Origin of the sequence: Natrinema versiforme (genome assembly GCF_005576615.1) — an archaeon.
GTDB lineage: Archaea > Halobacteriota > Halobacteria > Halobacteriales > Natrialbaceae > Natrinema > Natrinema versiforme_A.
Genome location: NZ_CP040330.1, coordinates 3567675 through 3589023 on the forward strand (window position 1 = coordinate 3567675; position 21349 = coordinate 3589023).

At 60.8% G+C, this 21349-nt stretch carries 23 protein-coding genes; 13 read left to right on the top strand and 10 right to left on the bottom strand.

Features of this window, described 5'->3' with window-relative positions:
* Positions 1 to 12: 12 nt before the first annotated feature.
* On the bottom strand, positions 13 to 2163 hold the full coding sequence (locus FEJ81_RS17665; RefSeq protein ID WP_138246820.1) for an ATP-dependent DNA helicase: 2151 nt from the start codon (positions 2161 to 2163) through the stop codon (positions 13 to 15).
* 160 nt (positions 2164 to 2323) lie between these two features.
* On the opposite strand from FEJ81_RS17665, the gene FEJ81_RS17670 reads away from it, so the two are divergent.
* Positions 2324 to 2743: a hypothetical protein gene (locus FEJ81_RS17670; RefSeq protein ID WP_138246526.1), complete on the top strand. Its 420-nt coding sequence runs from the start codon at positions 2324 to 2326 to the stop codon at positions 2741 to 2743.
* A 25-nt stretch (positions 2744 to 2768) separates the two neighbouring features.
* Here the strand turns inward: FEJ81_RS17670 and FEJ81_RS17675 are convergent, their stop codons facing one another.
* Complete coding sequence (locus tag FEJ81_RS17675) at positions 2769 to 3713, bottom strand: cation diffusion facilitator family transporter (RefSeq protein WP_138246527.1); 945 nt, start codon at positions 3711 to 3713, stop codon at positions 2769 to 2771.
* 157 nt (positions 3714 to 3870) lie between these two features.
* On the opposite strand from FEJ81_RS17675, the gene FEJ81_RS17680 reads away from it, so the two are divergent.
* Complete coding sequence (locus FEJ81_RS17680; RefSeq protein WP_138246528.1) at positions 3871 to 4392, top strand: metallophosphoesterase; 522 nt, start codon at positions 3871 to 3873, stop codon at positions 4390 to 4392.
* Positions 4393 to 4793: 401 nt separating this feature from the next.
* Positions 4794 to 4940, top strand: coding sequence for a DUF7859 family protein (locus FEJ81_RS23380; RefSeq protein WP_175416465.1), 147 nt, complete (start codon positions 4794 to 4796; stop codon positions 4938 to 4940).
* 15 nt (positions 4941 to 4955) lie between these two features.
* Here the strand turns inward: FEJ81_RS23380 and FEJ81_RS17685 are convergent, their stop codons facing one another.
* Positions 4956 to 5972, bottom strand: a complete 1017-nt coding sequence (locus FEJ81_RS17685; protein ID WP_138246529.1) for a threonine aldolase family protein — start codon at positions 5970 to 5972, stop codon at positions 4956 to 4958.
* A 151-nt stretch (positions 5973 to 6123) separates the two neighbouring features.
* On the opposite strand from FEJ81_RS17685, the gene FEJ81_RS23825 reads away from it, so the two are divergent.
* The 5 genes from FEJ81_RS23825 (at position 6124) to FEJ81_RS17705 (ending at position 9793) form a co-directional block, all read left to right on the top strand.
* Positions 6124 to 6312, top strand: a complete 189-nt coding sequence (locus tag FEJ81_RS23825; RefSeq protein ID WP_229504735.1) for a hypothetical protein — start codon at positions 6124 to 6126, stop codon at positions 6310 to 6312.
* Positions 6313 to 6378: 66 nt separating this feature from the next.
* Complete coding sequence (locus tag FEJ81_RS17690; RefSeq protein WP_229504736.1) at positions 6379 to 7197, top strand: hypothetical protein; 819 nt, start codon at positions 6379 to 6381, stop codon at positions 7195 to 7197.
* Positions 7198 to 7281: 84 nt separating this feature from the next.
* The gene (locus FEJ81_RS17695; protein ID WP_138246530.1) at positions 7282 to 8427 is read left to right on the top strand and encodes an aminopeptidase; all 1146 of its coding nucleotides are present in this window, start codon (positions 7282 to 7284) and stop codon (positions 8425 to 8427) included.
* A gap of 352 nt (positions 8428 to 8779) precedes the next feature.
* On the top strand, positions 8780 to 9292 hold the full coding sequence (locus tag FEJ81_RS17700; protein WP_138246531.1) for a hypothetical protein: 513 nt from the start codon (positions 8780 to 8782) through the stop codon (positions 9290 to 9292).
* An 81-nt stretch (positions 9293 to 9373) separates the two neighbouring features.
* On the top strand, positions 9374 to 9793 hold the full coding sequence (locus FEJ81_RS17705) for a universal stress protein (RefSeq protein ID WP_138246532.1): 420 nt from the start codon (positions 9374 to 9376) through the stop codon (positions 9791 to 9793).
* Between the two features lie 18 nt (positions 9794 to 9811).
* Here FEJ81_RS17705 and FEJ81_RS17710 read toward each other — a convergent pair whose 3' ends face one another.
* From FEJ81_RS17710 to FEJ81_RS17720, 3 genes are read right to left on the bottom strand one after another with little or no spacing between them, the layout of a single operon-like run.
* The gene (locus FEJ81_RS17710) at positions 9812 to 10465 is read right to left on the bottom strand and encodes an alpha/beta hydrolase (RefSeq protein ID WP_138246533.1); all 654 of its coding nucleotides are present in this window, start codon (positions 10463 to 10465) and stop codon (positions 9812 to 9814) included.
* On the bottom strand, positions 10462 to 11085 hold the full coding sequence (locus FEJ81_RS17715) for a VOC family protein (protein WP_138246534.1): 624 nt from the start codon (positions 11083 to 11085) through the stop codon (positions 10462 to 10464). The genes FEJ81_RS17710 and FEJ81_RS17715 overlap by 4 nt, the downstream gene beginning before the upstream one ends.
* Before the next feature lie 55 nt (positions 11086 to 11140).
* Complete coding sequence (locus FEJ81_RS17720) at positions 11141 to 11749, bottom strand: NAD(P)/FAD-dependent oxidoreductase (protein WP_138246535.1); 609 nt, start codon at positions 11747 to 11749, stop codon at positions 11141 to 11143.
* A gap of 324 nt (positions 11750 to 12073) precedes the next feature.
* Between FEJ81_RS17720 and FEJ81_RS17725 the strand changes: the two genes are divergently transcribed.
* The gene (locus tag FEJ81_RS17725) at positions 12074 to 13183 is read left to right on the top strand and encodes a glutamate--cysteine ligase family protein (RefSeq protein ID WP_138246536.1); all 1110 of its coding nucleotides are present in this window, start codon (positions 12074 to 12076) and stop codon (positions 13181 to 13183) included.
* Positions 13184 to 13280: 97 nt separating this feature from the next.
* On the opposite strand, the gene FEJ81_RS17730 is transcribed toward FEJ81_RS17725, so the two are convergent.
* Positions 13281 to 14480, bottom strand: coding sequence for a C45 family autoproteolytic acyltransferase/hydolase (locus FEJ81_RS17730; RefSeq protein WP_138246537.1), 1200 nt, complete (start codon positions 14478 to 14480; stop codon positions 13281 to 13283).
* Between the two features lie 665 nt (positions 14481 to 15145).
* On the opposite strand from FEJ81_RS17730, the gene FEJ81_RS17735 reads away from it, so the two are divergent.
* A complete protein-coding gene (locus FEJ81_RS17735; RefSeq protein WP_138246538.1) occupies positions 15146 to 16135 on the top strand; it encodes a hypothetical protein in 990 nt (329 codons plus the stop codon).
* Between the two features lie 546 nt (positions 16136 to 16681).
* Here the strand turns inward: FEJ81_RS17735 and FEJ81_RS17745 are convergent.
* Positions 16682 to 17734, bottom strand: a complete 1053-nt coding sequence (locus FEJ81_RS17745; RefSeq protein WP_175416466.1) for a site-specific integrase — start codon at positions 17732 to 17734, stop codon at positions 16682 to 16684.
* A gap of 343 nt (positions 17735 to 18077) precedes the next feature.
* Between FEJ81_RS17745 and FEJ81_RS17755 the strand changes: the two genes are divergently transcribed.
* Together FEJ81_RS17755 and FEJ81_RS17760 are read left to right on the top strand one after the other, a co-directional pair.
* Positions 18078 to 18344 carry a winged helix-turn-helix domain-containing protein gene (locus tag FEJ81_RS17755; RefSeq protein ID WP_138246540.1) on the top strand — a complete coding sequence of 89 codons (267 nt, stop codon included), beginning with the start codon at positions 18078 to 18080 and terminating at the stop codon, positions 18342 to 18344.
* Positions 18345 to 18771: 427 nt separating this feature from the next.
* Positions 18772 to 19359 (top strand): hypothetical protein, encoded by a 588-nt coding sequence (locus FEJ81_RS17760; protein ID WP_138246541.1) that lies wholly within the window; start codon positions 18772 to 18774, stop codon positions 19357 to 19359.
* Here the strand turns inward: FEJ81_RS17760 and FEJ81_RS17765 are convergent.
* Positions 19356 to 19616, bottom strand: coding sequence for a DUF7386 family protein (locus tag FEJ81_RS17765; protein WP_138246542.1), 261 nt, complete (start codon positions 19614 to 19616; stop codon positions 19356 to 19358). The two genes, FEJ81_RS17760 and FEJ81_RS17765, sit on opposite strands and share 4 nt — an antisense overlap.
* Positions 19617 to 19832: 216 nt before the next feature.
* Positions 19833 to 20045, bottom strand: coding sequence for a hypothetical protein (locus FEJ81_RS17770; RefSeq protein ID WP_138246543.1), 213 nt, complete (start codon positions 20043 to 20045; stop codon positions 19833 to 19835).
* 401 nt (positions 20046 to 20446) lie between these two features.
* On the opposite strand from FEJ81_RS17770, the gene FEJ81_RS17775 reads away from it, so the two are divergent.
* On the top strand, positions 20447 to 21055 hold the full coding sequence (locus FEJ81_RS17775; protein WP_138246544.1) for a hypothetical protein: 609 nt from the start codon (positions 20447 to 20449) through the stop codon (positions 21053 to 21055).
* The last annotated feature ends 294 nt before the right edge of the window (positions 21056 to 21349 follow it).

The following is a 21349-nucleotide window of genomic DNA, read 5'->3' on the forward strand; positions in this document are numbered from 1 at the left end:
TCGAACTCGAGCCTACGGTGCCGGCGGTTCGCCGTCGTACTCGTCGTGGCCGCCGTAGAAGTTGCGCATCGCGAACTTGAGTTTGTCCGGCGCGATGTCGATCAGTTCCTCGCGTTCCTCGTGCGGGAAGGTCCCGTTGACGCTGTACCTGCCCAGGTCCGACTTCGCCGACCGCGAGTAGCGCCGATCGAGGAGCGCGCGAACGCCGACCTCCTCCGGCGAGCGGATGACGCGACCAAGCGCCTGTCTGGTCTTTCGGACCGTCGGGATCTCGACGGCGTAGCGCCAGCCGGTGTCGGTGCCGTCGAAGGCCGTGTCGTAGGCCTCCTGGACCGCCTCGGCGCGGTCGTCCAGATGCGGGTAGGGAACGCCGACGACCAGCACCGTGTGGGCGTCGTCGCCGTCGAAGCTCACCCCCTCCGCGAGGGTCCCCCACAGCGAGGTACAGAGCACCGCGCCGTCGTCCGCGACGAACTGTTTCCGGAGGTCCTCGACGGACTCGCCCGGCTCGTCCAGATAGACCGTCCGGTCGCTGCGGCGCTCGAGTCGGTCGGCGTACCGGCTCGCCTCGCCGTAGTTGGGGAAGAACGCGAGCGTGTTACCCGGAGTCATCCGGACGGCGTCGTGGATCGTCTCGGTCACGTCCTCTTGAACCGCGGGGTCGTCCCGATCCGAGGAGAAGAGCGGCGGCGTCTCGACGGCGAAGGTCCGGCGGTTCTCCTCGGGGAACTGGAGCCCGTAGGCCATCGTCACTACGTCCTCGAGCCCGAGGACGTTCCCGGTGACCTCGAACGGCTGGATAGTCGCGCTCATGAGGACGGTCGCGTAGATCTCGTCGAACAGTTGGCCGGTCACCTGCCGCGGGAGACAGGAGTACAGCTCCGCGCGGCCGTAGATCTCGTCGGTGCCGGCGTCCCGAGTGACGGAGACGACCGGGTAGAGCCCCTCCGCCGAGCCCTCGGCCATCCACGCGCTGACGAAGCCGGCGGCCTGCAGGGTCTGACACTCAGTTCGCGTCGCTGTCTCACCCTCGCGGTAGGCTTCCTCGTACTGCTCGTCGAGTTCCTGTCCCAGCTTCATCGCGGCCTCGAGGTCGTCGTCGATCCCGCTGCCGGAGTACCGTTGCAGGAACTCGAGCGTGAGGTCGTCCTTGCGGTCCTCGTTGGCGATCGGCACGTCGGACCAGTTCTCGGTGATCGACTCGCGGTCGCCGAAGCCAAAGGAGTCCTCGTAGGTCTCGACGAGCGCGCGGTGAAACGCCGAGAGGACGTTCGCGGCGTCCTCCGAGCGCGGGTCGTCGGTATCGGCCAACTCGTCGAGCGCGGAGTCGAAGGTCCGCTCGGAGCAGGTCCGGGTCGCGTGCTCGCGGGCGGCGTCTTCGACGTTGTGGGCCTCGTCGAAGACGGCGATCACGTCGTCGGGATCGCGGCCGAGCCAACGGAAGAACTGCTCCCGAATGGTCGAATCGAGCAGGTGATGGTAGTTACAGACGACCAGATCGACGCCCTCGATCCCCTCTTTCAGGAGTTCGTAGCCACAGAACTGCTGCTGCTCGGCGTAGTCGTAAATATCGTCGGGCGTGCGGACGTCCTCGAAAAGCCAGCCGAAGAAGTCGTCCGTATCCTGCGTGAGATTGTTCCGGTAGTAGTCACAGACGTTCTGGTCTTCGAGGTCCTCGAGGCGCTCCTCGATGTCCTCGAGTTCGTCCATCACCGCCGAGCGGGCGTCGGCCGCCGAGCCGTCGCCGTCCTGGCTCTCGGCGAGGAGTTCGCGCTGGCGGCGCTCGAGTTGGTCGCGGTCGCGTTCGGCGTCGACGACGGCGCGCGTATTATCGCGGAGCGCCTGACACTCCTCGTAGCCGACGTCGATGTGACACATCGAGGACTTCCCCTTGAAGACGACCGCGCGGATGGACTCCTCGCGGGTGATCGCGCGGGCTTCGGCGACGAACTGGCGCATCTGCTGGTGGACGTTGGTCGTGATGACGACCGTCTTGTCCTGCTCGCGAGCGATCTCGAGCGCGGGGACCAGCGACGAGAGGGTCTTGCCGGTCCCGCAGGCCCCCTCGAAGAGGACGTTCTGCCCCCGATGGAGGGAGTTGTGGATGCGGTCCATCGCCTCGCGCTGGTTCTCGTACGGCTGGTCGTACGGGAAAAAGCGCATGTACCCGGCTGTCTCGGACACAGCGTATGATAGGTTCGCGCTACGATAAAAGGATTCGTCTCGATTCGGTCTGCCCTTAAAAACTGGCCGGCGACGGCGGGGTCCACCGGCCGGCGAACGCGCGGTACAGGGACATGTGTCTCGAGTGCCTGCCCCCGGTATGGCCATTCCGGGATACGATTCCAGCAGCGTCGCCGAATACACGCTCGAGCAGGCAGGGGCTCGCGTCGAACTCGTGGCGGGCGTCGTTCCCGACGCGTTCGGTCTCGCGAAAAGCGGCCGCGAACCGCCGGTCGACGCCCTCGGCGATCCCGTCGACCTCGTCGCGTGCGAGGAACTGAAGGCGATCGAAGCCGTCCGGATCGCGCTCGTCTACGATCCGTCCCGGCTTCCCCCCGGCGCGAGTCCGACGGACGTGGCGGTCGCCGTCGACGCGGACGACGGCTGGGAGCCGCTCGAGTCGACGGTGGACTTGGGGGAGACGACGGTCACGGCGGTCTTGAACGACCGGCCGCCGGGAACGACGGTCGTCGCGGGGTACGACGACACGGACGGAGAGAGCGGCAATTCGGCGACGTAGTGCGATCAGAACTGAATCCGGCCGATCAGGTCTCGGGTTCGATGTAGACCTTCTGTACCTGATCGTCGTGGGCTTGTAACGCGCGTTCGATCTCGGTGATTCGGTCGTCGATCGACGCCGTGTCGAGTCCGGGGTCGAACGCCACGTCGGCGGTGACGAGCAGTTCCTCGGCCCCGAAGTAGACGGTCCGGAAATCGACGAGCTCGGCCACGCCGTCAGCGTCGGCGACGATCCGTCGCAGTTCGTCCTCGGCGGATTTCGAGAGGCTCTCGCCGAGGATGAGTCGCTTGTTCTCCCACGCGAGCGCGATCGCGAATCCCATGAGCATGATCCCGATCAGCAGGGCGGAACCGGCGTCGTACATCGGGTTTCCGGTGGTCCGGGAGAGGTAGACGCCGAAGAGGGCGATCCCCGCGCCGGCGAGCGCGATGGTGTCTTCGGTGAGCGCGGTCAGCGTCGTCACGTCGCTGGTCTTGCTGAACGCCTCGCGGAGGCTCGTCCAGCCGTGCTCGTCCATCTGGCGGCTGATACCCTGATAGGCCTTCCAGAGCGCGTAGGACTCGAAGGCGATCGCGCCGAGCAACACGGCGTAGTTGACGAGGATCGGGTCGAACTGTGCGCCAAGCAGCGTGATGTCCTCGCTGGCCCGGTGGACGCCGCCCTCTCGCAGCGCACTGTAGCCGTGGCGAGCGCTCTCCCAGCCGGCGATGCCGAAGAGCATGACGCTCACGAGGAGGCTGTAGAAGAACTGCGCCTTCCCGTGGCCGAACGGATGTTCGCGAGTTGCCTCCTGTGCGCCGTATTTGATCCCGATCAGCAGGAAGATCTGGTTTCCCGTGTCCGAGATGGAGTGATACGTCTCCGACAGCATGGCGGGGCTCCCAGTCAGCGCGAAGCCACCGAACTTCAGAATCGCGATCGCGCCGTTCGCGAACAGCGCGGCGAGGACGACGGAGGTACTACTGGCCATCGACGGGGACTACGAACCGGCGGTCCTAAAGTGTAAGCCGTTCTAGAGCCGGTTCGGACCCGATCCGGAGCCGGTCGGCACCGTTCCCGACCCCGATCCGGACGGCCGCGGCGACCGCATCCGAAAGGAACCTGTCAGTGGCGGGCAAACGGCGACTATGATCGCGATCTTCTCCGATACGCACAGCCGCCGGGACCACGAACTCGAGGGCGATGCGCTGACCGCGGCCCGGGAAGCGGATACCGTCATCCACGCGGGCGATTTCACGAGCGAGGCGGCGCTCGAGGCGTTCCAATCGGAATGCGACCGCCTGTTTGCCGTCCACGGAAACGCCGACAGCGCGGCGGTTCGGGACCGCCTGCCGACGGCTCGCGTCGTCGAGGCGGGCGGCGTCCGGTTCGCCGTCACGCACCGGCGGGACGGCGGCGAGACCGGCCTCGCGATGTTCGGCCGCTCGCGAGGGGCGGACGTCGTCGTCTCCGGTCACACCCACCGGCCGACGATCGTTGAGACCGACGAGGCCGTCCTGCTCAATCCCGGCAGCCACGCCGATCCGCGCGGCAATCGGCCGGGCTTTGCCGTGCTCGAGGAGCGCGATGATGGCGAGGAGGCCCTTGAGGGCGAGATTCGCGAACCGGACGGGACGGTGCTCGAGGCGTTCGACGTGCCGACGGCGTAGCTCGACGGGGACTCTCAAGGAGAACGTGTCGAGTCGGTATGAAGAGTGCGACGGAACGAGCAGCAGCGCCAGCGGGGACCGGCGGATCGGCGATCGGTATCGATCGGTTCCGGCCGCCCGCGTCGAGCCAGACTGTCAGACGGGAACGGGCACGAGCGGCCGCGCGATCGGGTGGGTGGAGGGGTGATCGTCGGGGACGGCGGCCTCGATCTCGAGGGTGATCCTCGAATCGGTGGTGGGGAGGCGATCGAGGCCTATCGCAATCGAGACGCCGGGCGACGTTATAGCCAGCGCAAGCTGAAAGACCGGTTTTAGTTACCGTTTCGGTCGTGAGACGCCGGCACGGGGGCGACCGAGCGTGGTCGAAACGGTTAACCACATTGACAGTGTAGCCGCGACGTATGCTGGATCCCATCATCGGTCTCATCCCCGACGACCCCGTCATCATCGCGGTCGTCGTGATCCTGCTGTCGCTCGTCTTCTTCGGCTATCTCCTCGTGCGCCGGACCGTCCTCGAGTTCCGCGACGGAATGCGCGGCGACCGGTAACCAGCGACCGAGCCGTCAGTCGAACGCGTCCTCGAGTCGCTCGAGCGCCGCATCGATATCCTCGCGAGCGATGTCTCGGTGCGTACAGAACCGGACCGTCGTCGGACCGAGCTGGGTCGCCAGCACGTCCCGCTCGCGGAGTCGCTCGACGACGGTCGCCGGCTCGAGTCCCGTTTCGGACACGTCCGCGAGGACGATGTTCGTCTCCGGTTCCTGCGCGTCGAACCCGTCGACGCCGTCGATACCGTCCGCCAACAGGCGCGCGTTTTCGTGATCCGTCTCGAGGTCGTCGACGTTCTCGAGGGCCTCGAGCGCGGGGCCCGCGAGAATCCCGGCTTGGCGCATCCCGCCGCCCAGCAGCTTGCGCGTGCGGCGGGCGCGCTCGATGAACTCCTCGCTGCCCGCGAGCATCGAGCCGACGGGCGCACCCAATCCCTTCGAGAGCGAGACCATGACCGAGTCGACCGGCTCCGTGAGGTCCGTGACCGGCACCTCGAGCGCTGTCGCGGCGTTGAACAGCCGCGCGCCGTCGAGGTGGACCGCAACGTCGCGCTCGCGTGCCGCCGTCGCCGCCGCGGCGATCTTCTCGGGGTCGATCGCGAGCCCGCCGCGGGCGTTGTGCGTGTTCTCGAGACAGAGCAAACCGGTCCCGGGCCGGTGCAGGTCTTCCGCGACGGTCGCCGCTGCGACCTGCTCGGGCGAAGGAACCCCGCGGTCGGCGTCGAGCATCCGCACCTGCAGTCCCGCGTGCTGTGCCAGCCCGCCGAGTTCGTACTTCACGACGTGGCTCTGGCGGTCGGCGAGCACCTCCTGTCCGCGCTCGGTATGCACCCGCGCGGCGGTCTGGTTCGCCATCGTTCCCGTCGGGAAATACAACGCGGCCTCGGTATCCAACCGGTCGGCGACCCGGGCCTCGAGGTCGTTGACCGTCGGATCCTCGCCGTAGACGTCGTCGCCGACCGCGGCGGTCGCGGCGGCCTCGCGCATCACCTCGTCCGGTTTCGTCACGGTGTCTGAGCGAAGGTCGATCACGCGTATCGATACCGCCACGACGGTAAAATAGCCCGTCATCTCTGCGGCGGGGTTCGATCGGCGTCTCACCGGACGGCCAGTATCGCCGTTCTCGAGCGGGCCGGCCCCTCCGACGGAAACGTTCAATATCCCGTCATGAGTACGGCGACGTATGGTTCCCGATCCCGGTTTCGGATCGCCTCCGAGCGACGACCCGCCGCCGACGGCAAGTGGGTCCGGCGACGAGGGCTCGAGCCCGTTCACGCGCCACGCCTCCCGCGTCCTCGATCGGTTCGACGACCTCTGGCCGTTTGCCTCGGTCCCCCTGTTCGCCGCGTTGCTCGAGTTCGAGAAGGTGTGACGGGCGCTCGGTCCGACCGGGCGCGGGTTCTCGATCAACCTCGAGTTCGCCTTTCCGACGCCGCTCGTGACCCTCTGGCAGTTGGCCGACCCGCCGGAGCCGCCCGCAGTGACCACGCGGTCCGGGTACGGGGAGCCGTTCAGTGGGGGACCCGGCGAGCCGGCTCCGACCGGCGGCTCGCCGGGCTCTGTCGGGTCGACCGGAGCCGGCGGCACCGACGTGACGATCGAGACGGCCGTCGGCACCGTCGAGATGCCCCTCGAGGCCCTCAGCATGGGAATGCTGGGCTGGATCGGACTCGCGATCGTCGCGTACGTGACGTTCTCGGGAATCCTGATGGCGGCGTACGTCGGCGGGATCGACCGGCGGCTCCGCGGCGAGCCGATCGCCGTCGGCACGTGCATCGCGACCTACGCGCCCCGATACATCCTGTACAATCTCGTCGTCGCCGGCGCGTTTCTGCTCGTCTTCCCGCTGTTCGTGCTCGCGCCGCCGCTCATCCTGCTCGCGATTCCGGTAATCGTCGCCCTCAGCTACGTCTTCTATCCTGTCCCGTTCCTGTTCGTCGCGGCCGACGCGTCGCTGCTCGAGGCGTTTCGCCGGTCGGCCGATCTCACGACGGCGGGCGGGCAGGTCCTCAGCTTCGGGCTCTGGCACCTCGTCGCGGCGGTCGCCGCCTCGCTGGTGCTTTCCCTGCTCGTAAGCGCGGGCGGCGCGGGCTTCCTGCTCGCGCTGTGTGTCTCGGCCCCGTTGTCGCTCGTCCTGACCGCCGCGACGGTCTCGTTCTTCCGTGAAGAGACCGAAGACGAGGGCACGGCATCGGCTGGCGGATTCGGCGACGACTCCGCAGCCGAAGCCGACGACTACGGGTGGGTCGCCGACTGACGGGGTCGGCGAGCGCCGACCCGCCCCCGGTCGGCGGGTTCTCCATTACGAACCGTTTTTTCCTCCCCCGATCAATACCGGGGCATGGACCCGCGAATTCGCGAACACGCCCAGATCATCGCCAACCACTCGGTCGACCTCGAGGAGGGGGACAACGTCGTCGTCGACGCCCACCCCGTCGCCGAGGATCTGGTCGTCGCGCTCCACGAAGTGATCGGCGAACACGGCGCGAACCCCGTCACCACGAGCCAGCGGACCGGAAAGCGCAGCCAGCGCGCGTACCTCCGCTCGTTCGGCGGGAGCGAGGCGCAAAGCGCCTCGGACGAAACGAGCGGTGACGCCGCGAGTATCGAGTTCGAGACCCCCGAACACGAACTCGCGCTCATTCAGAACACGGACGTCTACATCGCCATTCGGGCGACGGACAACGCCACCCAGACCAGCGATGTCGACCCCGAAACCAGCGCGGCCTACCAGCAGGCCCAGCGCCCGATCCTCGAGGACCGGCTCTCGAAGCGCTGGTGTCTCACGCAGTTCCCCGCACCGGCCAACGCCCAGCTCGCCGAGATGAGCACGGAGGGCTACGAGAACTTCGTCTGGGACGCCGTCAACAAGGACTGGGACGCACAGCGCGAACACCAGGAGAACATGGTCGAGATCATGGACCCCGCCGAGGAGGTCCGCATCGTCAGCGGCGATACCACGGACGTGACGATGTCCGTCGAAAACAACCCGACGCTCAACGACCACGGCGAACACAACCTCCCCGGCGGCGAGGTCTTTACCGCACCCCAGCCCGACAGCGTCGAGGGCGAGGTGCTGTTCGACATGCCGCTGTACCATCAGGGCCGGGAGATCACAGACGTGTACCTCGAGTTCGAGGGCGGCGAAGTCGTCTCCCACTCGGCGGCGAAAAACGAGGATGTCCTCACGGAGGTCCTCAACACCGACGACGGCGCGCGCCGCCTCGGTGAACTCGGCATCGGAATGAACCGCGACATCGATCAGTTCACATACAACATGCTCTTCGACGAGAAGATGGGCGACACCGTCCACATGGCCGTCGGCCGCGCCTACGACGATACCGTCGGCGAGGGCAACGAGGCCAACGACTCCGCGGTCCACGTCGACATGATCGTCGACATGAGCGAGGACTCGTACATCGAAGTCGACGGCGAAGTCGTCCAGCGGAACGGAACGTTCCGGTTCGAAGACGGGTTCGAAGAGTAACGACCGCGAGCGAGCAGCCTTTTTCATCGAAGTTTTTGCGCGAGTGGTAGCGAACGGAGTGAGCTACCCGAGCGGAAAAAGTTCGAACTGGGACGTTCCGGTTCGAGGACGGCTTCGAAGCGTAATAACCGCGACGAGAGGAATAGGCCGCGACCTTTTTCATCGAAGTTTTTGCGCGAGCGGGAGCGAACGGAGAGCAAGCCTAGTCGAAAAGGTCGGAGTGATTCGCTCATCGATGGAGGCGAGACCGCGATTGAGAAACCGGGACGTATCGCCGAAGCGTACCGCTTTCCCGACTAGCCCGACCCAAACCGGCCACAATCTCCTTCACTGACCAGTTCGAGTCTGAGATATGTCACAGAGTACCGACCGCGTGCAACGGTACATGACGAACAGCGAGGAGATTTCGTACCAACTCTCGTTCCGTCCGCGGGGCCTCCTGAACTGGATCAAGTCCCTGTTCGGGTTCGGAGTTACGACGTGGTATCTCACGGACGAGCGACTGATTCAACAGACCGAGGTCGGGGGCGGATTCAACTTCCAGTACATCCCCCTCGAGAAAATCAGTTCGGTCGAATACGGAACGAAACTCAATTTCCCGGCCCTGATATTGGGTTCCATCGCCGCGCTCATCGGACTATCCGGCGTCCTCTCGGACGCGAGTGATGCGGGCGTCCTCTTCCTTCTCATCGGGGCCGCGAGTATCGGATACGCGTACTATCGTCGCCGACAGGTCCTGGCGGTGTCTGCAAGCGGGTCCGCCTCGTTCTCGTTAACCATCTCGAGCGGCGATCAGGTCGACGAATTCCTGTGGTACATCCACGCCGAGCAACAGAAGCAATCGGAACCGGTCCTCCGCCACTAACGGGGCGCGATCGACTCGAGCCGTCGTGAGTGACCGCTCACTACCGGTCGAATTTATACTCGTGAAAGACCAGTTATACGTATGGCAATCCTCGTCGCCTATGACGGCTCGGAACCCGCACAGAAGGCGGTCGAACATGCGTTCACGACGTATCCCGACGACGAGATCGTGTTGTTGCGCGTCATCGAGGCCGCGGACGGCTCGACGGGAGCCGGGATCATGGCCGCACAGGAGTGGCTCCGAGACCGCGAGGAGGAAGTCTCGACGGAACTGCCCGAGGAAATCGCGGCGATCGTCAGCGATCCGGATCGGGATTTTCGGACCGAGACCGCGGTCGGGAAACCCGCGCGCGAAGTCGTTCGCTTCGCGGAGGATAACGACGACATCGATCACATCGTCATCGGAAGCCACGGCCGGTCGGGGCTCTCGAGGGTCCTGCTCGGCAGCGTCGCCGAAACGATCGTCCGTCGCTCGCCCGTCCCGGTCACAGTAATGCGCTGAGTCGGTGGGAGATCGCGGTCAGTCCACCAATTCGGCGACCATGCCGGAGACGTACTCCATCTCGTCCTCGTTGATGCCGTGGCCCATCCCCTCGTAGAGGCGCTTGGTCACGTCGGCGTTCATCGACTCGAGGATGTCAGCCGTGTCGTGGACCCGCTCTGCGGGGATGTGCGGGTCGACATCGCTACAGCCCAGAAAGACCGGGGTGTTCTCGAGGTCGCCGGGGTACTCGTCGTCGAGGTCCTCGCCGATGAGCCCGCCGGAGAAGGCGGCGAGGCCGCCGTAGCGTCGCGGGTTTCGCGCGAGGTACTCGCTGGCGAGACAGGCGCCCTGCGAGAAGCCGACCAGCATGATTCGCTCGGTCGGGATACCGGCGTCGTTGGCCTCGGCGATCGCGTCGCTGATCGCCTGCAGGCCCGAGGAACGGCCGGGCTCGTTGCGCTCGACCGGTGCGAGAAACGAGTTCGGATACCACGTCTGGCGAGCGGCCTGCGGGGCGAGGAGGGCGACGCCGTCCCGATGGATCTCGCCGGCCATCTGGATCATCCCGCGGGCGGTCGCACCGCGGCCGTGGGTGAGCACGAGCGCCGCCTCGGCGTCCGCGAGATCGGTCCCGCCCGTGACGAGTTGCTGGTTCTGGTGGGGGCCGTCGACGCGGTCGTCGGCGCTCATTCGACACCACCGACGCCGGCGCTGGCCTCGGGAAGATCGTGTTCGACGAGTTCGATGCCGAGTGCCTCGATCGCGCCGCGGAGGTGTTCGTCCTTGGCGTATTCGGCCCCATCTGCCTCGCGGAGTTCCTGTGCCTTCGCAAGCACTTCGCCGCGTCGCTCGTCGGGGAACTCGTACTTGTCCGTCGAGAGTTCGATGACGAGGCCGTTGTTGTCCGTGGTGTAGATCGAGTGGAAGATCCCCCGATCGAAGACGTTGTACTGGTGGCCCGCCTCCTCGAGTGCCTCCATCGTGTCCTCGTACTCGTCGGGATCGATGCTGAAACAGAGGTGGTGGACGGCACCGGTGCCGCCGCGCTGGCCGCGGCGGTTCGACGGCCGGTCGTCGCTGACGAAGAACGTCAGGATGCGCCCGTCGCCCGTATCGAAGAAGAGGTGGGTCTGCGAGGGGTCGTCGAGGTTCGGCTGGCGAAGGACCAGCGGCATCCCGAGGATATCCTGGTAGAACTCGATCGTGTCCGCCTCGTTGCTCCCCCAGATGGTGATGTGGTCGGTCCCCCTCGTGTGGACGGGGCTGTCGGGCAGTTCGGGCGTGACTGGGTTGGTGGGTTCGTTAGACATGGTGAATCGAATCGGTGGTGGATCAGCGCTGCTCGATCGCGGGTCGTCGCCGCGATTACTCCGCGACGTGTTCGCCGAAGACGCGCTCGGCGTCCGCGGGAACGTCGAAGTCGTGGTAGTGTTCTCCCTTAATGCTCGAGAGGATGTTGAGTGCTGCGGCGGCGCCGTCGCCGACGGCGATCGCGGCCTGCCACTCCTCGGGACGGACCATCGCGCCGGTCGCGTACGCGCCCTCGACGCTGGTCTCCATCTCGACGCCGACGTCGACGGTGCCGTCCTCGGCGAGCTCACAGCCGAGGTCCTCCGCGAGTTCGCGGTTCGCACCCGTCGCGAGGACGACGAAGTCGGCCTCGTACTGGTCCTCCTCGGTCTCGACCGCGAAGCCGTCGCCGGTCTCGCTGACGCCGGTCACGGCTTCGCCCTGTCGTCGGTCGACGCCGAAGTCGTCGACCTGCTGGCGGGCCGTCGCCATGAACTCGCTGCCGCCGACCGAGCCGATGCCGAGGTAGTTGAACAGGTGGGCCTTGTGCATCCACGTCTCGTCTGTATCGAAAACGGTCGTCTCGAGCCCGTTCTTCCGGGCGAAGAGAGCCGCACTCAGTCCGGCGGGGCCGCCGCCGACAACGATCACTGACGCATCGTCCGCAGTCGCTTCGTCGCTCATGTAGTTACACGATGTTACCACAGAAGTATCAATCCAGTAGCAACCCTCGAGCAACCGGGTGACATCGATGTTAGTGGCCCTGAACGTAACGCGATCCGAGCGGACGGCTGTAGTCACGCTGTGACCGAATCGCACGACCTGCGCACGCAGGCTCAATTCATTCGCTCGGGTCGGCCCTACGATCACATCCAACGAGAGAACTGCCGGCGGGCAGCCCGGTGACCCCGACCCTCTTCGGGTGTTCGGTCGCCGACCGCCGTCCGCCAGTCACGGCCCAGTGACGGCTTGCTCGAGGGCCGTTCGCCACGCTCCAGAGAGACATCCATGAACACAAGCCTCGAGGTGGAGTACTGGGTCGTCGATATCGACGGCGATCTCGTCCCGCCCGACACACTGCTCGACGTTTCGGATCAGGTCGATCCCGAGTTCGTCGAGCCGATGCTCGAGATCAAGACAACCCCCTGCCGGTCGATGGCCGAGCTCCGCGAGGAGTTCCGCGGTCGGATCGGTCGCGTCGTCGACGCGGCACGCGAGCAAGACAAGCGACTCGTCCCGCTGGCGACGCCGCTGTACGCCTCGCCCGACGACATCCCCTACCGCGAGAAGGAGAGCACCGACCTCCAGCGGCGGATCGTCGGGCCGGCCTTCGACGACGCCCGCGTCTGTGCCGGGACGCATATCCACTTCGAACAGTCGAACGTCGCCGACCAACTCAACGCCCTGACCGCGATCGATCCGGCCTTCTCGCTGGTCACCAGCGCCGCCCACCACCGCGGCGAACGCATCCTCGAGTGCGCCCGTCCGTACCTCTACCGGCGCTCGTGTTACGCGGCCTGTCCCGAACAGGGCCAGCTTCAGCCCTACGTCGACAGCGTCGCCGAGTGGGAGCAGCGACTCGAGCACGATTTCGACTCGTTTCGCGAGCGCGCGCTCGAGCGCGGCGTCGCCCCGGGGACTGTCGAAGACGAGTTCAGTCCCTACGAGGCGGCGTGGAACCCGGTCCGGCTGCGAGAGGCGATGCCGACGGTCGAGTGGCGCTCGCCCGACGCGGCCCTGCCGGGTCAGGTGCTCCAACTCGCAGCAGCGGTCCGTTCGATCGTCACCCGCGCGGACGACTGCGGGACGGTCATCGGCGGGTCGGACTCACCCAGTCGGTCGGACGCGATCATCGATTCGAACGCGGCCGGCGAACCGCTCTCCCTCCCCGACTTCGAGACCGTCGAGACGATCACCGACGCGGCCATCCGCGACGGGCTCGAGAACCCCGCGGTTCGAAACTACCTGCGCGGACTCGGCGTTACGCCCGCGGAGTACGATCCGCTCGTCGACCGCATGCCTGACGATCGGCTCTCCGAGCGGCGCGCGAAGCAGTTGCGACTTCGGGCTGCCGATCAGCTCGAGGCCGACCTCGAGCAGCGCCGCGTCCGGGCCTGACGATCAGCGACGAGAGTCCCAGATTTCTGTGGTGAAATAGCGGTCAGCTCATCGAAGCTAGTCCAGAGCGACGCCGACGCGGAGAGCCCCCGCTCGGTCAGCGATTCGACGGGACCTCGCGGTCCGATCGCAGCCGCTCGAGCCACCGGTCGCCAGTCCGCAGCGCCATCGGAACCTCGTCGCCGAACGAACACCGCGTCGGCTCGGTCTCGCAAGGGTTGCCCATCGCGACCTCGACCGTCGGCGACCCGCCCTCGAACACCGCCGCGCTCGCGGTCGTGAGCTGGCCGAAGGCGTAGTCGTCCGTTTCCGGTTCCGGATGCCGGCAGATCGACTTATCGCCCGGCCCGTTCGCGTGATCCGCCGCGAACCGCCAGAGGGACTCGCGATCGATCTCGTCGCCGCCGTCCGCGAGCAACTCCATCGCTCGCCGCCGCCGGCGGCGCGAACTCTCGGTCTCGGCCGACCGCGACTGCACGAAGTGGTTCGTCCGGGTGACGGCGTCCCCGTCGTCGACCGCGATCCGCTCCTCGAGGGGGTTTACCTCGAGCAAGACGGCATCGGTTTCGTCGGCCAAAAACAGCGTCTGGGCCATCAGCTGTCGCGTCGGGATCGACTCGAGCAGCGTCCGGGCGTCCGCGACGGTGGCACACTCCTCGAGTACCCGTCGGATAACCGTGCCGTTTCGGTACTGGTCCTCGAGTTCGATATCGTCCCGGTTCGCATCGATATAGGTGTTCGCCGCGACCAGCCCCCGATCGTTGACGCCCTTGTAGAGCATGACCGTGCCGCAGGTGTCGACCGTGAGAAAGCCGTAGTAGTCGTCGATCGGCGGCTGTTCGACGATCGATTTGGGCCGGGCACCCCGCCCCGCGATATCGCGGTTCTTGAGCACGAGCGAGCCGTCCCGGCCGGTCCGCGGCGGCGACACGAGCGCGTTCGTACACCCGCGGGAGGGATCGGCGGCCGGCTCGTCGGCCAGTTCGTCACAGAGGTCGCTGTACGCGAGGGCGTAGACCTCGTAGACGGCCGGATCGATGTCGAGGGTCTCGGCCATCGCCTCGTAGGCTCGCAAATGCCGGTCCGGGAGGCTCTCTCGGCTCCGCCGCGCATAATCGAGCAGCGGCTCGAGGTCGACATCGGCGTCGGCGATCAATGACTCGAGTTCGGCGACGGCCCACTCGATGGCCTCACGTTCGGTTTCGGCGCGCCGGCGCGCCTGCTCGACGTACGTGTCCGGTTCGGCCGTCGCGTCGGGGCCGGTGTAGACGGTCGACTCGAGGTCCGTGTCCTCCATACGGGCAAAAGGAGGTGCAACGGGTTGTATCGCCGGCCTGAATGTGTCGTCCGGTGGTCAATGGCGAGGGGTTCGTTAGAGGGGGTGTGGATCGCTCGAGGCGATAGCCGTCGCTTCCGGGTAACTGTCGGGTACGGAAAGGGTGTACACGTCGGCAGCAGGGATGGTGATCGTCGCGTGGCGATGATCCGTGTCCCCCATATCCCCTGTGATGCCATCGGTCGGCTCTGCCGACATTCTATTTAACGTTAGTGGCCGACATTAGTGTATCGGATACTCTTAAAATAGTAACAAATATAGGAAGGATACGTTGCTTCGAATGAGCAGTATCAATAAGGCCACTGTGTAGATAGGAAGACGATACGGCCTATGATATAGATGACAGAAATACGAGTGAAAGAGTGATTAACTCACAAGCGGCCGGAATTGGGCTGCCTTACACTATATTATTTTATTTTTCGACTTATTTTATTGAGGATATATAGACGCTAAAACACGATTATAATCCCGATCTACATAATTAGACAGTGTCATCAATCCACTCACGGGAAAATCAGTCCATCTAATCCAGACTCAATTTTTATGTGACAAACTTATATTGTTTTGGTTTCTTTATAATTATACAAGTAGAAACATTCATATAATAATAACTTATAATGGGAAGTATGCCACATGAACTTGGCAATAGCCGTCGGAAGTTGCTAGGAGTAATCGGATCAGCAGGTGCGATACTAACAGCAGGTTCTGGGAGAGTACTGGCAGCTGATACTGGAGAAAAACATCCAGAAGTTGATGTTACGATCTATAATGAAACGGTCCGGGAAATTGCATCACATACTGATGGATTTGATAGTGTACCCGGAGTGGATAAACATCTAACGCAAAATCGAGTGGCTTTCATTTCTCCATATGGAGAAGGTACACTCAACCTATTTGTTGCCGAGGGAATTCAATCATCCACAGATAAAGCAGATAAAGTTTACCGCATTACAGATTCACCGAAGGCGGGAGTATATGATCCAAAATGGTATAATGAAGACCATCTGTTGTTCCAAAAGAATCTAACACGATATTCACTTAAAATACCACAATCATATGTTGTAAATGATGAAAAGGTATTAGAAGAGAATGTTGTGGAGAGGAACGAGATTACAGCAGATTTCTCCCTCGGAAGTCTACCCAAAGTACCCACCTCACTCCCATTTAATATCTGTGTTCCATTTGGGAGGTCAAAATGGTGTGTGCAAGCTGAAGATCTCGCTGTTGGTAAACCGAGGGAGTGTAATCAAGGAAAGACCCCTCCACTTGCTTCGTCAACGGTTCATCTTCAACAAGAAAAACTCAGTCTGGATGGATGGAGTCTTGAAACAGATATGGATATATGGGCTGGTGTTGAAGAAGATGGTAAGACGGTTTGGGTTGGTGCTCCAGATGGAGAATGTGCTAGGTATGATGTAGATCCACCAAATCCTGGTGCGAGTATTGATGATGTCATTGATTCACTTGATGACATTGAGGTAGATCTACAAGAATGGATCGAGAAACACGGGGGGCCAAATAAGGGAACAGCGTCAAATTCTTTCCTTGCTCTTCTCCTTCTAGTCGTGGTGGCTATTATTTTCGTAGTAGAGATTCTATCGGGGACTGCAGGATAATATCATAAGATTAATATTATTAGATTAATCTTGAGTAGATATGGGCATAACTGATAAGATACGCATTCCTCATGTATTTGGGTCTCTGATTATTTTACTAGGTGTTATCTCCGTCTATGATAATACATTTCCTATATCTTTCAAGATCATTATTTTATCTCTTATCCTATCTTCGATATTGATTTCAATTAAGGGGGCGGAAGAATACCAATTTCAGCTGGCAATTAGCGTCCCAATCCTTATTTCAGGTGGATTAATAATATACAATGGAACACTACCATACATATATGGTATTATTACAGTCATAATTGGTGTATCTTCATCAATTCTATTTAAGCTAGCTTCATCAGAATAGCTTATCCGATATTTTAAAATATATAAAATAGGACAAAATTCCTCGTTCGAGGAGGCAATGAGCCGAATCTCTGCTTGTAATCTGACACAGTCAATCAGTCCACCCAACATATTGTTGAGGGTGTGACACACAGGCACGATGGGATCGGAGCACCTCGGGATTCGCGACGTTAGTAGTGGCAATCATGGGAATTACAGGTCGGGGAGGTAATCGCTACGCTGTTCAGCCTGTTCGCGGTCCGACCGGCGGTCATAGTGCCGATCGAGAATATCCTCGCTCGCGTTGAGGCGATCTTTGACGACTCGTCGAGGAACGTCCTCGCGTCGGTAGAAGGTCACCCGGCCGCTTCGGAGATCGTGCGGCGACCGCGACGACGGGCACTTGCTCGCGTGATCGAGATGGGTCGCGTCGCAGGTCTCGACATCCCGGTCGTGCGGGCACGCTTCACCGCGCCAGCAGGGACGGGTAACGCGGTACAGAGTCGTCCGGAACGTGTTGCTGGCCGGACGACCGTACTCGGTCGTGAGAAGCGGCTCACGGCCGTGATCGTCGGTCACATCGTGACGGTGGTACTCGATATAGTCCTCGAGGTAGCTGGCCGTCTTTTCGCTAATCCGGTTCCAGCGCGTCCCCTTATCCTGATTCTTGAGCGGCGTCCCGGTGTCGGGACGGTGAACGAATTGCACTGCGGGACCAGTCACCCGCGGGTGGCTTCCGTCGAGATCGAGATCACGGAGATCGAGTCCACGGACGGCACCGGTTCGAGCGCCGGTCCGCCACAGCAGGAGAACGATGATGTGATCGCGAGACGCGGGCTGTGCGTGTTCGAGGTAGTCGAGGATCTCGATTGCCCGTTCGGGCTTCAGAGTCGTTTCCGATACGTCCTCGCCGTTTTTCATCGTCGGCAACGTGACCTGCTCGTACAATTCCGCGGGGACGGCATCGATGTTCGCCGCGAATCGCAGGAATCGACGTAACGACGCGAGTTGACCCTTGAGCGTGACCAGCTTGATCGGACCGCGACCGTCGCCTTTCCCCTCGCGACGCCACGTCCGGTACTTGTACAAATCCCGCCCGGAGAGGGTTGTTAGATCCGCTATGTCGTTCTCATCGCAGAACTGAATGAACGCCTCGAGTCGGTATCGCTCGCTCTCACGAGTCGAATCCGCGTGCTCGTCGCGCATCGCATCGTGATACATTTCGACCGCTTCGTGCGGCGGAATGGGCTCGAGGTCGTCACTCATCGCGATCGCCCCACGTCGTGCCACCATCAGCTACGAGCCGCTGATCAGAAACAGTCGATACGTCGGTCGTGTCGGGACTTTCAAGGCCCCGTAAATTGCCATCATACATGGCTTGCGTACCACAGTTACGCGAGCCGCGCGGACCCGGTGTCATCAGCACCGGCCCGCATTTTCTGAACGGACCCAACGGACAGTCGGGCCCACGTGGAACTCGCGTTACCCGACCAATCTCGAGTCCACTGTAATAAATTCTCTCACTAGTCGTTGAGCTATATCTCAATTTACATTGTCTTTGCAATAGCGTATCGATAGGCGTATTGAGCCGTTTTAATAGAACGAGATTATGCGCAATCCTGGCGATTGGATGCAGATGCCCACCGATGAGAGAATTCTCGAAGCGTTGCAATCGTCGGGAATGATCCTGTCGCCAGCGGTGATTGCAAAGAATATCGATCGAAGCCGAGAGGAAGTCACTCGCCGACTGACTGTTCTCGTCGAATATGGTTTTGTCACTCGAGTCGAGCGCGGGTATTATGAGATTGCCGAGCCCGGTGCGCAATATCTCGCCGGAGAACTCGATGCGAGTGAGATTGATCCGATCGAGGACTAAGCTCGTCAGATTTCGATTCTCCTTACGACCGCCCCGTCGGAGCAGCGGCTCAAGCCAGCGGGAGCTCTCGTTAACGGATTGAACAGCCTCAAGTTCCGGACTCAACCGCCATTCACTCGGTTTCGACTGGCCTGTTCGAACAGACATGGTCGAGTGAAAGTCGCAGATATAGATAAGACCAGAGCGGAGATGAACGGAAAACATCCGAAAACCGTTCTGAGGGGAGATAATAGCCGGTACAGTGTCTCTATTCCGGTGAGCGGAAAACGGATAGAATGAACGGAAAACTCAGAAGTCGGGGACGGCGTAGACTTTTCTTTTTCGTTCCCGCTCAGTCCGCTTACAGTGGTCTCAATTCCGATATCGGATAATTATCACTTCTGATATTGTCCAGAAGCTAGAAGTTAAGCTAAGGCTAGATCTAGCTATGGCTTCAAGACGGGAAATACTCGGAGGAACAGGGGTTCTAACGGCGTCAGTAGTGGCCGGTTGTCTTGACGAACTTGAAAACGACAGTGAAGACGGAAATACCAACCCTTCGGAACAAGAAACGAGTTACACTGAGAGGCTTCAAGACCAGACAACTGACGGTCCAAAGAAACACGAAGAAATATCGAGTTTGTATGAGAGTGGTGATCGATCATATACAAGCGGCTTTGTCGCCTATATGGACGCCGTTCGATGGTACAATGCTGAGGAATTCAGCCGAGCACAAGTAGAGTTAGTTACTACTACATCCGACTTAGAGAGCGCCGAAGATGACTTCTCGGAAGCTCTTGATATTGCGATGGATATTGACCACGCTGCAGCTATCTCTATTCTTGAGGAAGCGAAAGAAACATCAAGTGCATATCGGCAAGCAGCAGAACTCTTAAACGAAGCCGCAGAGTTAGCTGGCGAAGGATCTTTCGCAGCAGCTGATAGTAAATCAGACAAAAGTAACGCAGCTCTAGAGGATGTTGAGATGGGTATTGAAGATCAAGAAGTTATAGACTCGGCACTCGATCTCGATTAACGATAGCGACTCTCAATACTCGTCCGATACCGAAGACCGATTACTGAGGTGTTCGCGATCATCTGGATTGTCTCGGGGTCGTACTCTCCTCGAGCATCGTCGATGTTCTCCTCTGATTCGAGTAGGTGCGTGAGTGCCGCGTCGATCACGACGGACATCGGAGGGTCGTCGTACTCGTCTTTGGCTACGATCGCACTAGCACGGTCAAGTTTTCGCTGTCGTTCATCGGTGAGCTTCAGACTGGTTCGCTTGGTCATGTTTTAACTGATGGTATGCACGGGGGGCCGGTTCGCGTCGCTCGAGGGTGAGCGACCGGCCGGTTCTTTATGAACAGCGGTTGGGAGTCCGGCATGATCACAGCGTGACGGCTGGATTGGTTCAGATTCTATGCACCTTTTGAGCCCATCGCCCACGGTAGGATGCATACATTGAGGTCTCCCGATACATCTGAGCGCGACCCCACGGGGTCGGATTCAAACACCCTGTTTCGGCGGCTTGGATTGATCGTCGATCTCGTCGACAAGCGTGAGCGACCACTCCCCGTCGTCGACGTGACGGATATGAACGTGATGTTCTCCCTCGAGGTCGCCATCCTCGTCGAGAAGACCCTCGAGTCGGAGGTCGTCTTTCGGTAACGTCACACCGGCCGAGCTTCGGTCTAACTTCCGGAGCTTGTTCAGCGCCATGCAGCGGGCGGCAACCCGCCTTGGTATAAAATTTTCTGAGCCTTGCCTTTCCGATTGAAACGGTGAGAGACTATTGGTTGAGTTTCCTGAACACTGTCGAACCGGAAATCGCACGACTGCGCGGTGATGTTCAGGTGTAACCGTTCAGCAACCCCCCTTTAGTATAGTGAACACTGGCCCATCGCGCTCCCGATCGGGAGTGACTCGAACGATGGGCGCACAGTGTGAGGTCAGCGGAGGAGTATATATAACAGCGCGCAACGCGCGTAGTCCGCGTGAATCGTTTGACTTGGCCAGCAATACATGTATTTCAAACTATGACTGAGTGATTTTGATGGTTATACGGAAGAAATATGATAGGATGCGAAATAGATATGAACTCAATCTACATATCAGGAACCATGACAGATGTGGAAGAGGGACTGGACCGTGCTGAGAGAATGCTCAAAGCGTCTTATGCTGGATTGAATCAATTTCAAAAGTCGGAGGGGGAAGAGAAAATTATCGGGTTAATGAATTCTGTTTCAAATGGGAGAAATGTGACGTTTGCTCTACAGAAGAATCTGAAAGGTGAAGCGGAAGGATTCGAAGAGTGGTATCAAGAACGTCAAGCTGTTCTCAAGGAAGACCCGGTTTGCAGTCGAATGAATGAGGTGCGGACAAATATCGTACATGAAGGGGATGAAAGCGTAAGCAATTACGCATCGATCAGCGGCAATTCTAGTGAAATTTATAGAGTTATGCCGCCATGGGCAGACGGTGCATTCATCGGAGATCAATATGGGGGGTCTGGATTCTATATCGAAAAAGACGGTGGAGAACAAGCCAAATTTTATTATGATTTTTCTGACGCAAATATGCATATTGAGACTGGTTTATTCTTCAAAGACCAATCCGGTTCAGAGGATATTCCTTACTCCGAAATTACAGACGCCGAAGAAGATCTGAAATACTATGTGAAAATACTAGCAGAATTGGTTCAAGATGCCAAGGACGAATTCGGAGATTGAACAACCAGATAAAGAAATACAGTTAATATTGTCAGCATTCTCAAGTTGTTCATTGAGTTTGGCAATTTGGCTCTCGTGAGCAAAGACCGAAATATCGACTCACAATTCATTTATTCGTACTCAGTAAGCAGAATTCGTCTGCGATAGGTTGTTGTCAAATAACTACTCAAAATTCCGATAGGGTTCCAATGAACCCTGTTTCGTCTGTTTCAACTGGAGATCTGCGTGCAGGGGTGGGGTGGGGCGCTGTAATTTTTGGCGCAGTCCCCTTGGGGACACCCGCCAAGGGGGTTT

Coding starts and splice junctions, on each gene's coding strand:
- FEJ81_RS17665 (WP_138246820.1), bottom strand. CDS start 2,163: ATGCGCTTTTTCCCGTACGACCAGCCGTACGAGAACCAGCGCGAGGCG.
- FEJ81_RS17670 (WP_138246526.1), top strand. CDS start 2,324: ATGGCCATTCCGGGATACGATTCCAGCAGCGTCGCCGAATACACGCTC.
- FEJ81_RS17675 (WP_138246527.1), bottom strand. CDS start 3,713: ATGGCCAGTAGTACCTCCGTCGTCCTCGCCGCGCTGTTCGCGAACGGC.
- FEJ81_RS17680 (WP_138246528.1), top strand. CDS start 3,871: ATGATCGCGATCTTCTCCGATACGCACAGCCGCCGGGACCACGAACTC.
- FEJ81_RS23380 (WP_175416465.1), top strand. CDS start 4,794: ATGCTGGATCCCATCATCGGTCTCATCCCCGACGACCCCGTCATCATC.
- FEJ81_RS23825 (WP_229504735.1), top strand. CDS start 6,124: ATGGTTCCCGATCCCGGTTTCGGATCGCCTCCGAGCGACGACCCGCCG.
- FEJ81_RS17695 (WP_138246530.1), top strand. CDS start 7,282: ATGGACCCGCGAATTCGCGAACACGCCCAGATCATCGCCAACCACTCG.
- FEJ81_RS17700 (WP_138246531.1), top strand. CDS start 8,780: ATGTCACAGAGTACCGACCGCGTGCAACGGTACATGACGAACAGCGAG.
- FEJ81_RS17705 (WP_138246532.1), top strand. CDS start 9,374: ATGGCAATCCTCGTCGCCTATGACGGCTCGGAACCCGCACAGAAGGCG.
- FEJ81_RS17710 (WP_138246533.1), bottom strand. CDS start 10,465: ATGAGCGCCGACGACCGCGTCGACGGCCCCCACCAGAACCAGCAACTC.
- FEJ81_RS17715 (WP_138246534.1), bottom strand. CDS start 11,085: ATGTCTAACGAACCCACCAACCCAGTCACGCCCGAACTGCCCGACAGC.
- FEJ81_RS17720 (WP_138246535.1), bottom strand. CDS start 11,749: ATGAGCGACGAAGCGACTGCGGACGATGCGTCAGTGATCGTTGTCGGC.
- FEJ81_RS17725 (WP_138246536.1), top strand. CDS start 12,074: ATGAACACAAGCCTCGAGGTGGAGTACTGGGTCGTCGATATCGACGGC.
- FEJ81_RS17730 (WP_138246537.1), bottom strand. CDS start 14,480: ATGGAGGACACGGACCTCGAGTCGACCGTCTACACCGGCCCCGACGCG.
- FEJ81_RS17735 (WP_138246538.1), top strand. CDS start 15,146: ATGCCACATGAACTTGGCAATAGCCGTCGGAAGTTGCTAGGAGTAATC.
- FEJ81_RS17745 (WP_175416466.1), bottom strand. CDS start 17,734: ATGAGTGACGACCTCGAGCCCATTCCGCCGCACGAAGCGGTCGAAATG.
- FEJ81_RS17755 (WP_138246540.1), top strand. CDS start 18,078: ATGCGCAATCCTGGCGATTGGATGCAGATGCCCACCGATGAGAGAATT.
- FEJ81_RS17760 (WP_138246541.1), top strand. CDS start 18,772: ATGGCTTCAAGACGGGAAATACTCGGAGGAACAGGGGTTCTAACGGCG.
- FEJ81_RS17765 (WP_138246542.1), bottom strand. CDS start 19,616: ATGACCAAGCGAACCAGTCTGAAGCTCACCGATGAACGACAGCGAAAA.
- FEJ81_RS17770 (WP_138246543.1), bottom strand. CDS start 20,045: ATGGCGCTGAACAAGCTCCGGAAGTTAGACCGAAGCTCGGCCGGTGTG.
- FEJ81_RS17775 (WP_138246544.1), top strand. CDS start 20,447: ATGACAGATGTGGAAGAGGGACTGGACCGTGCTGAGAGAATGCTCAAA.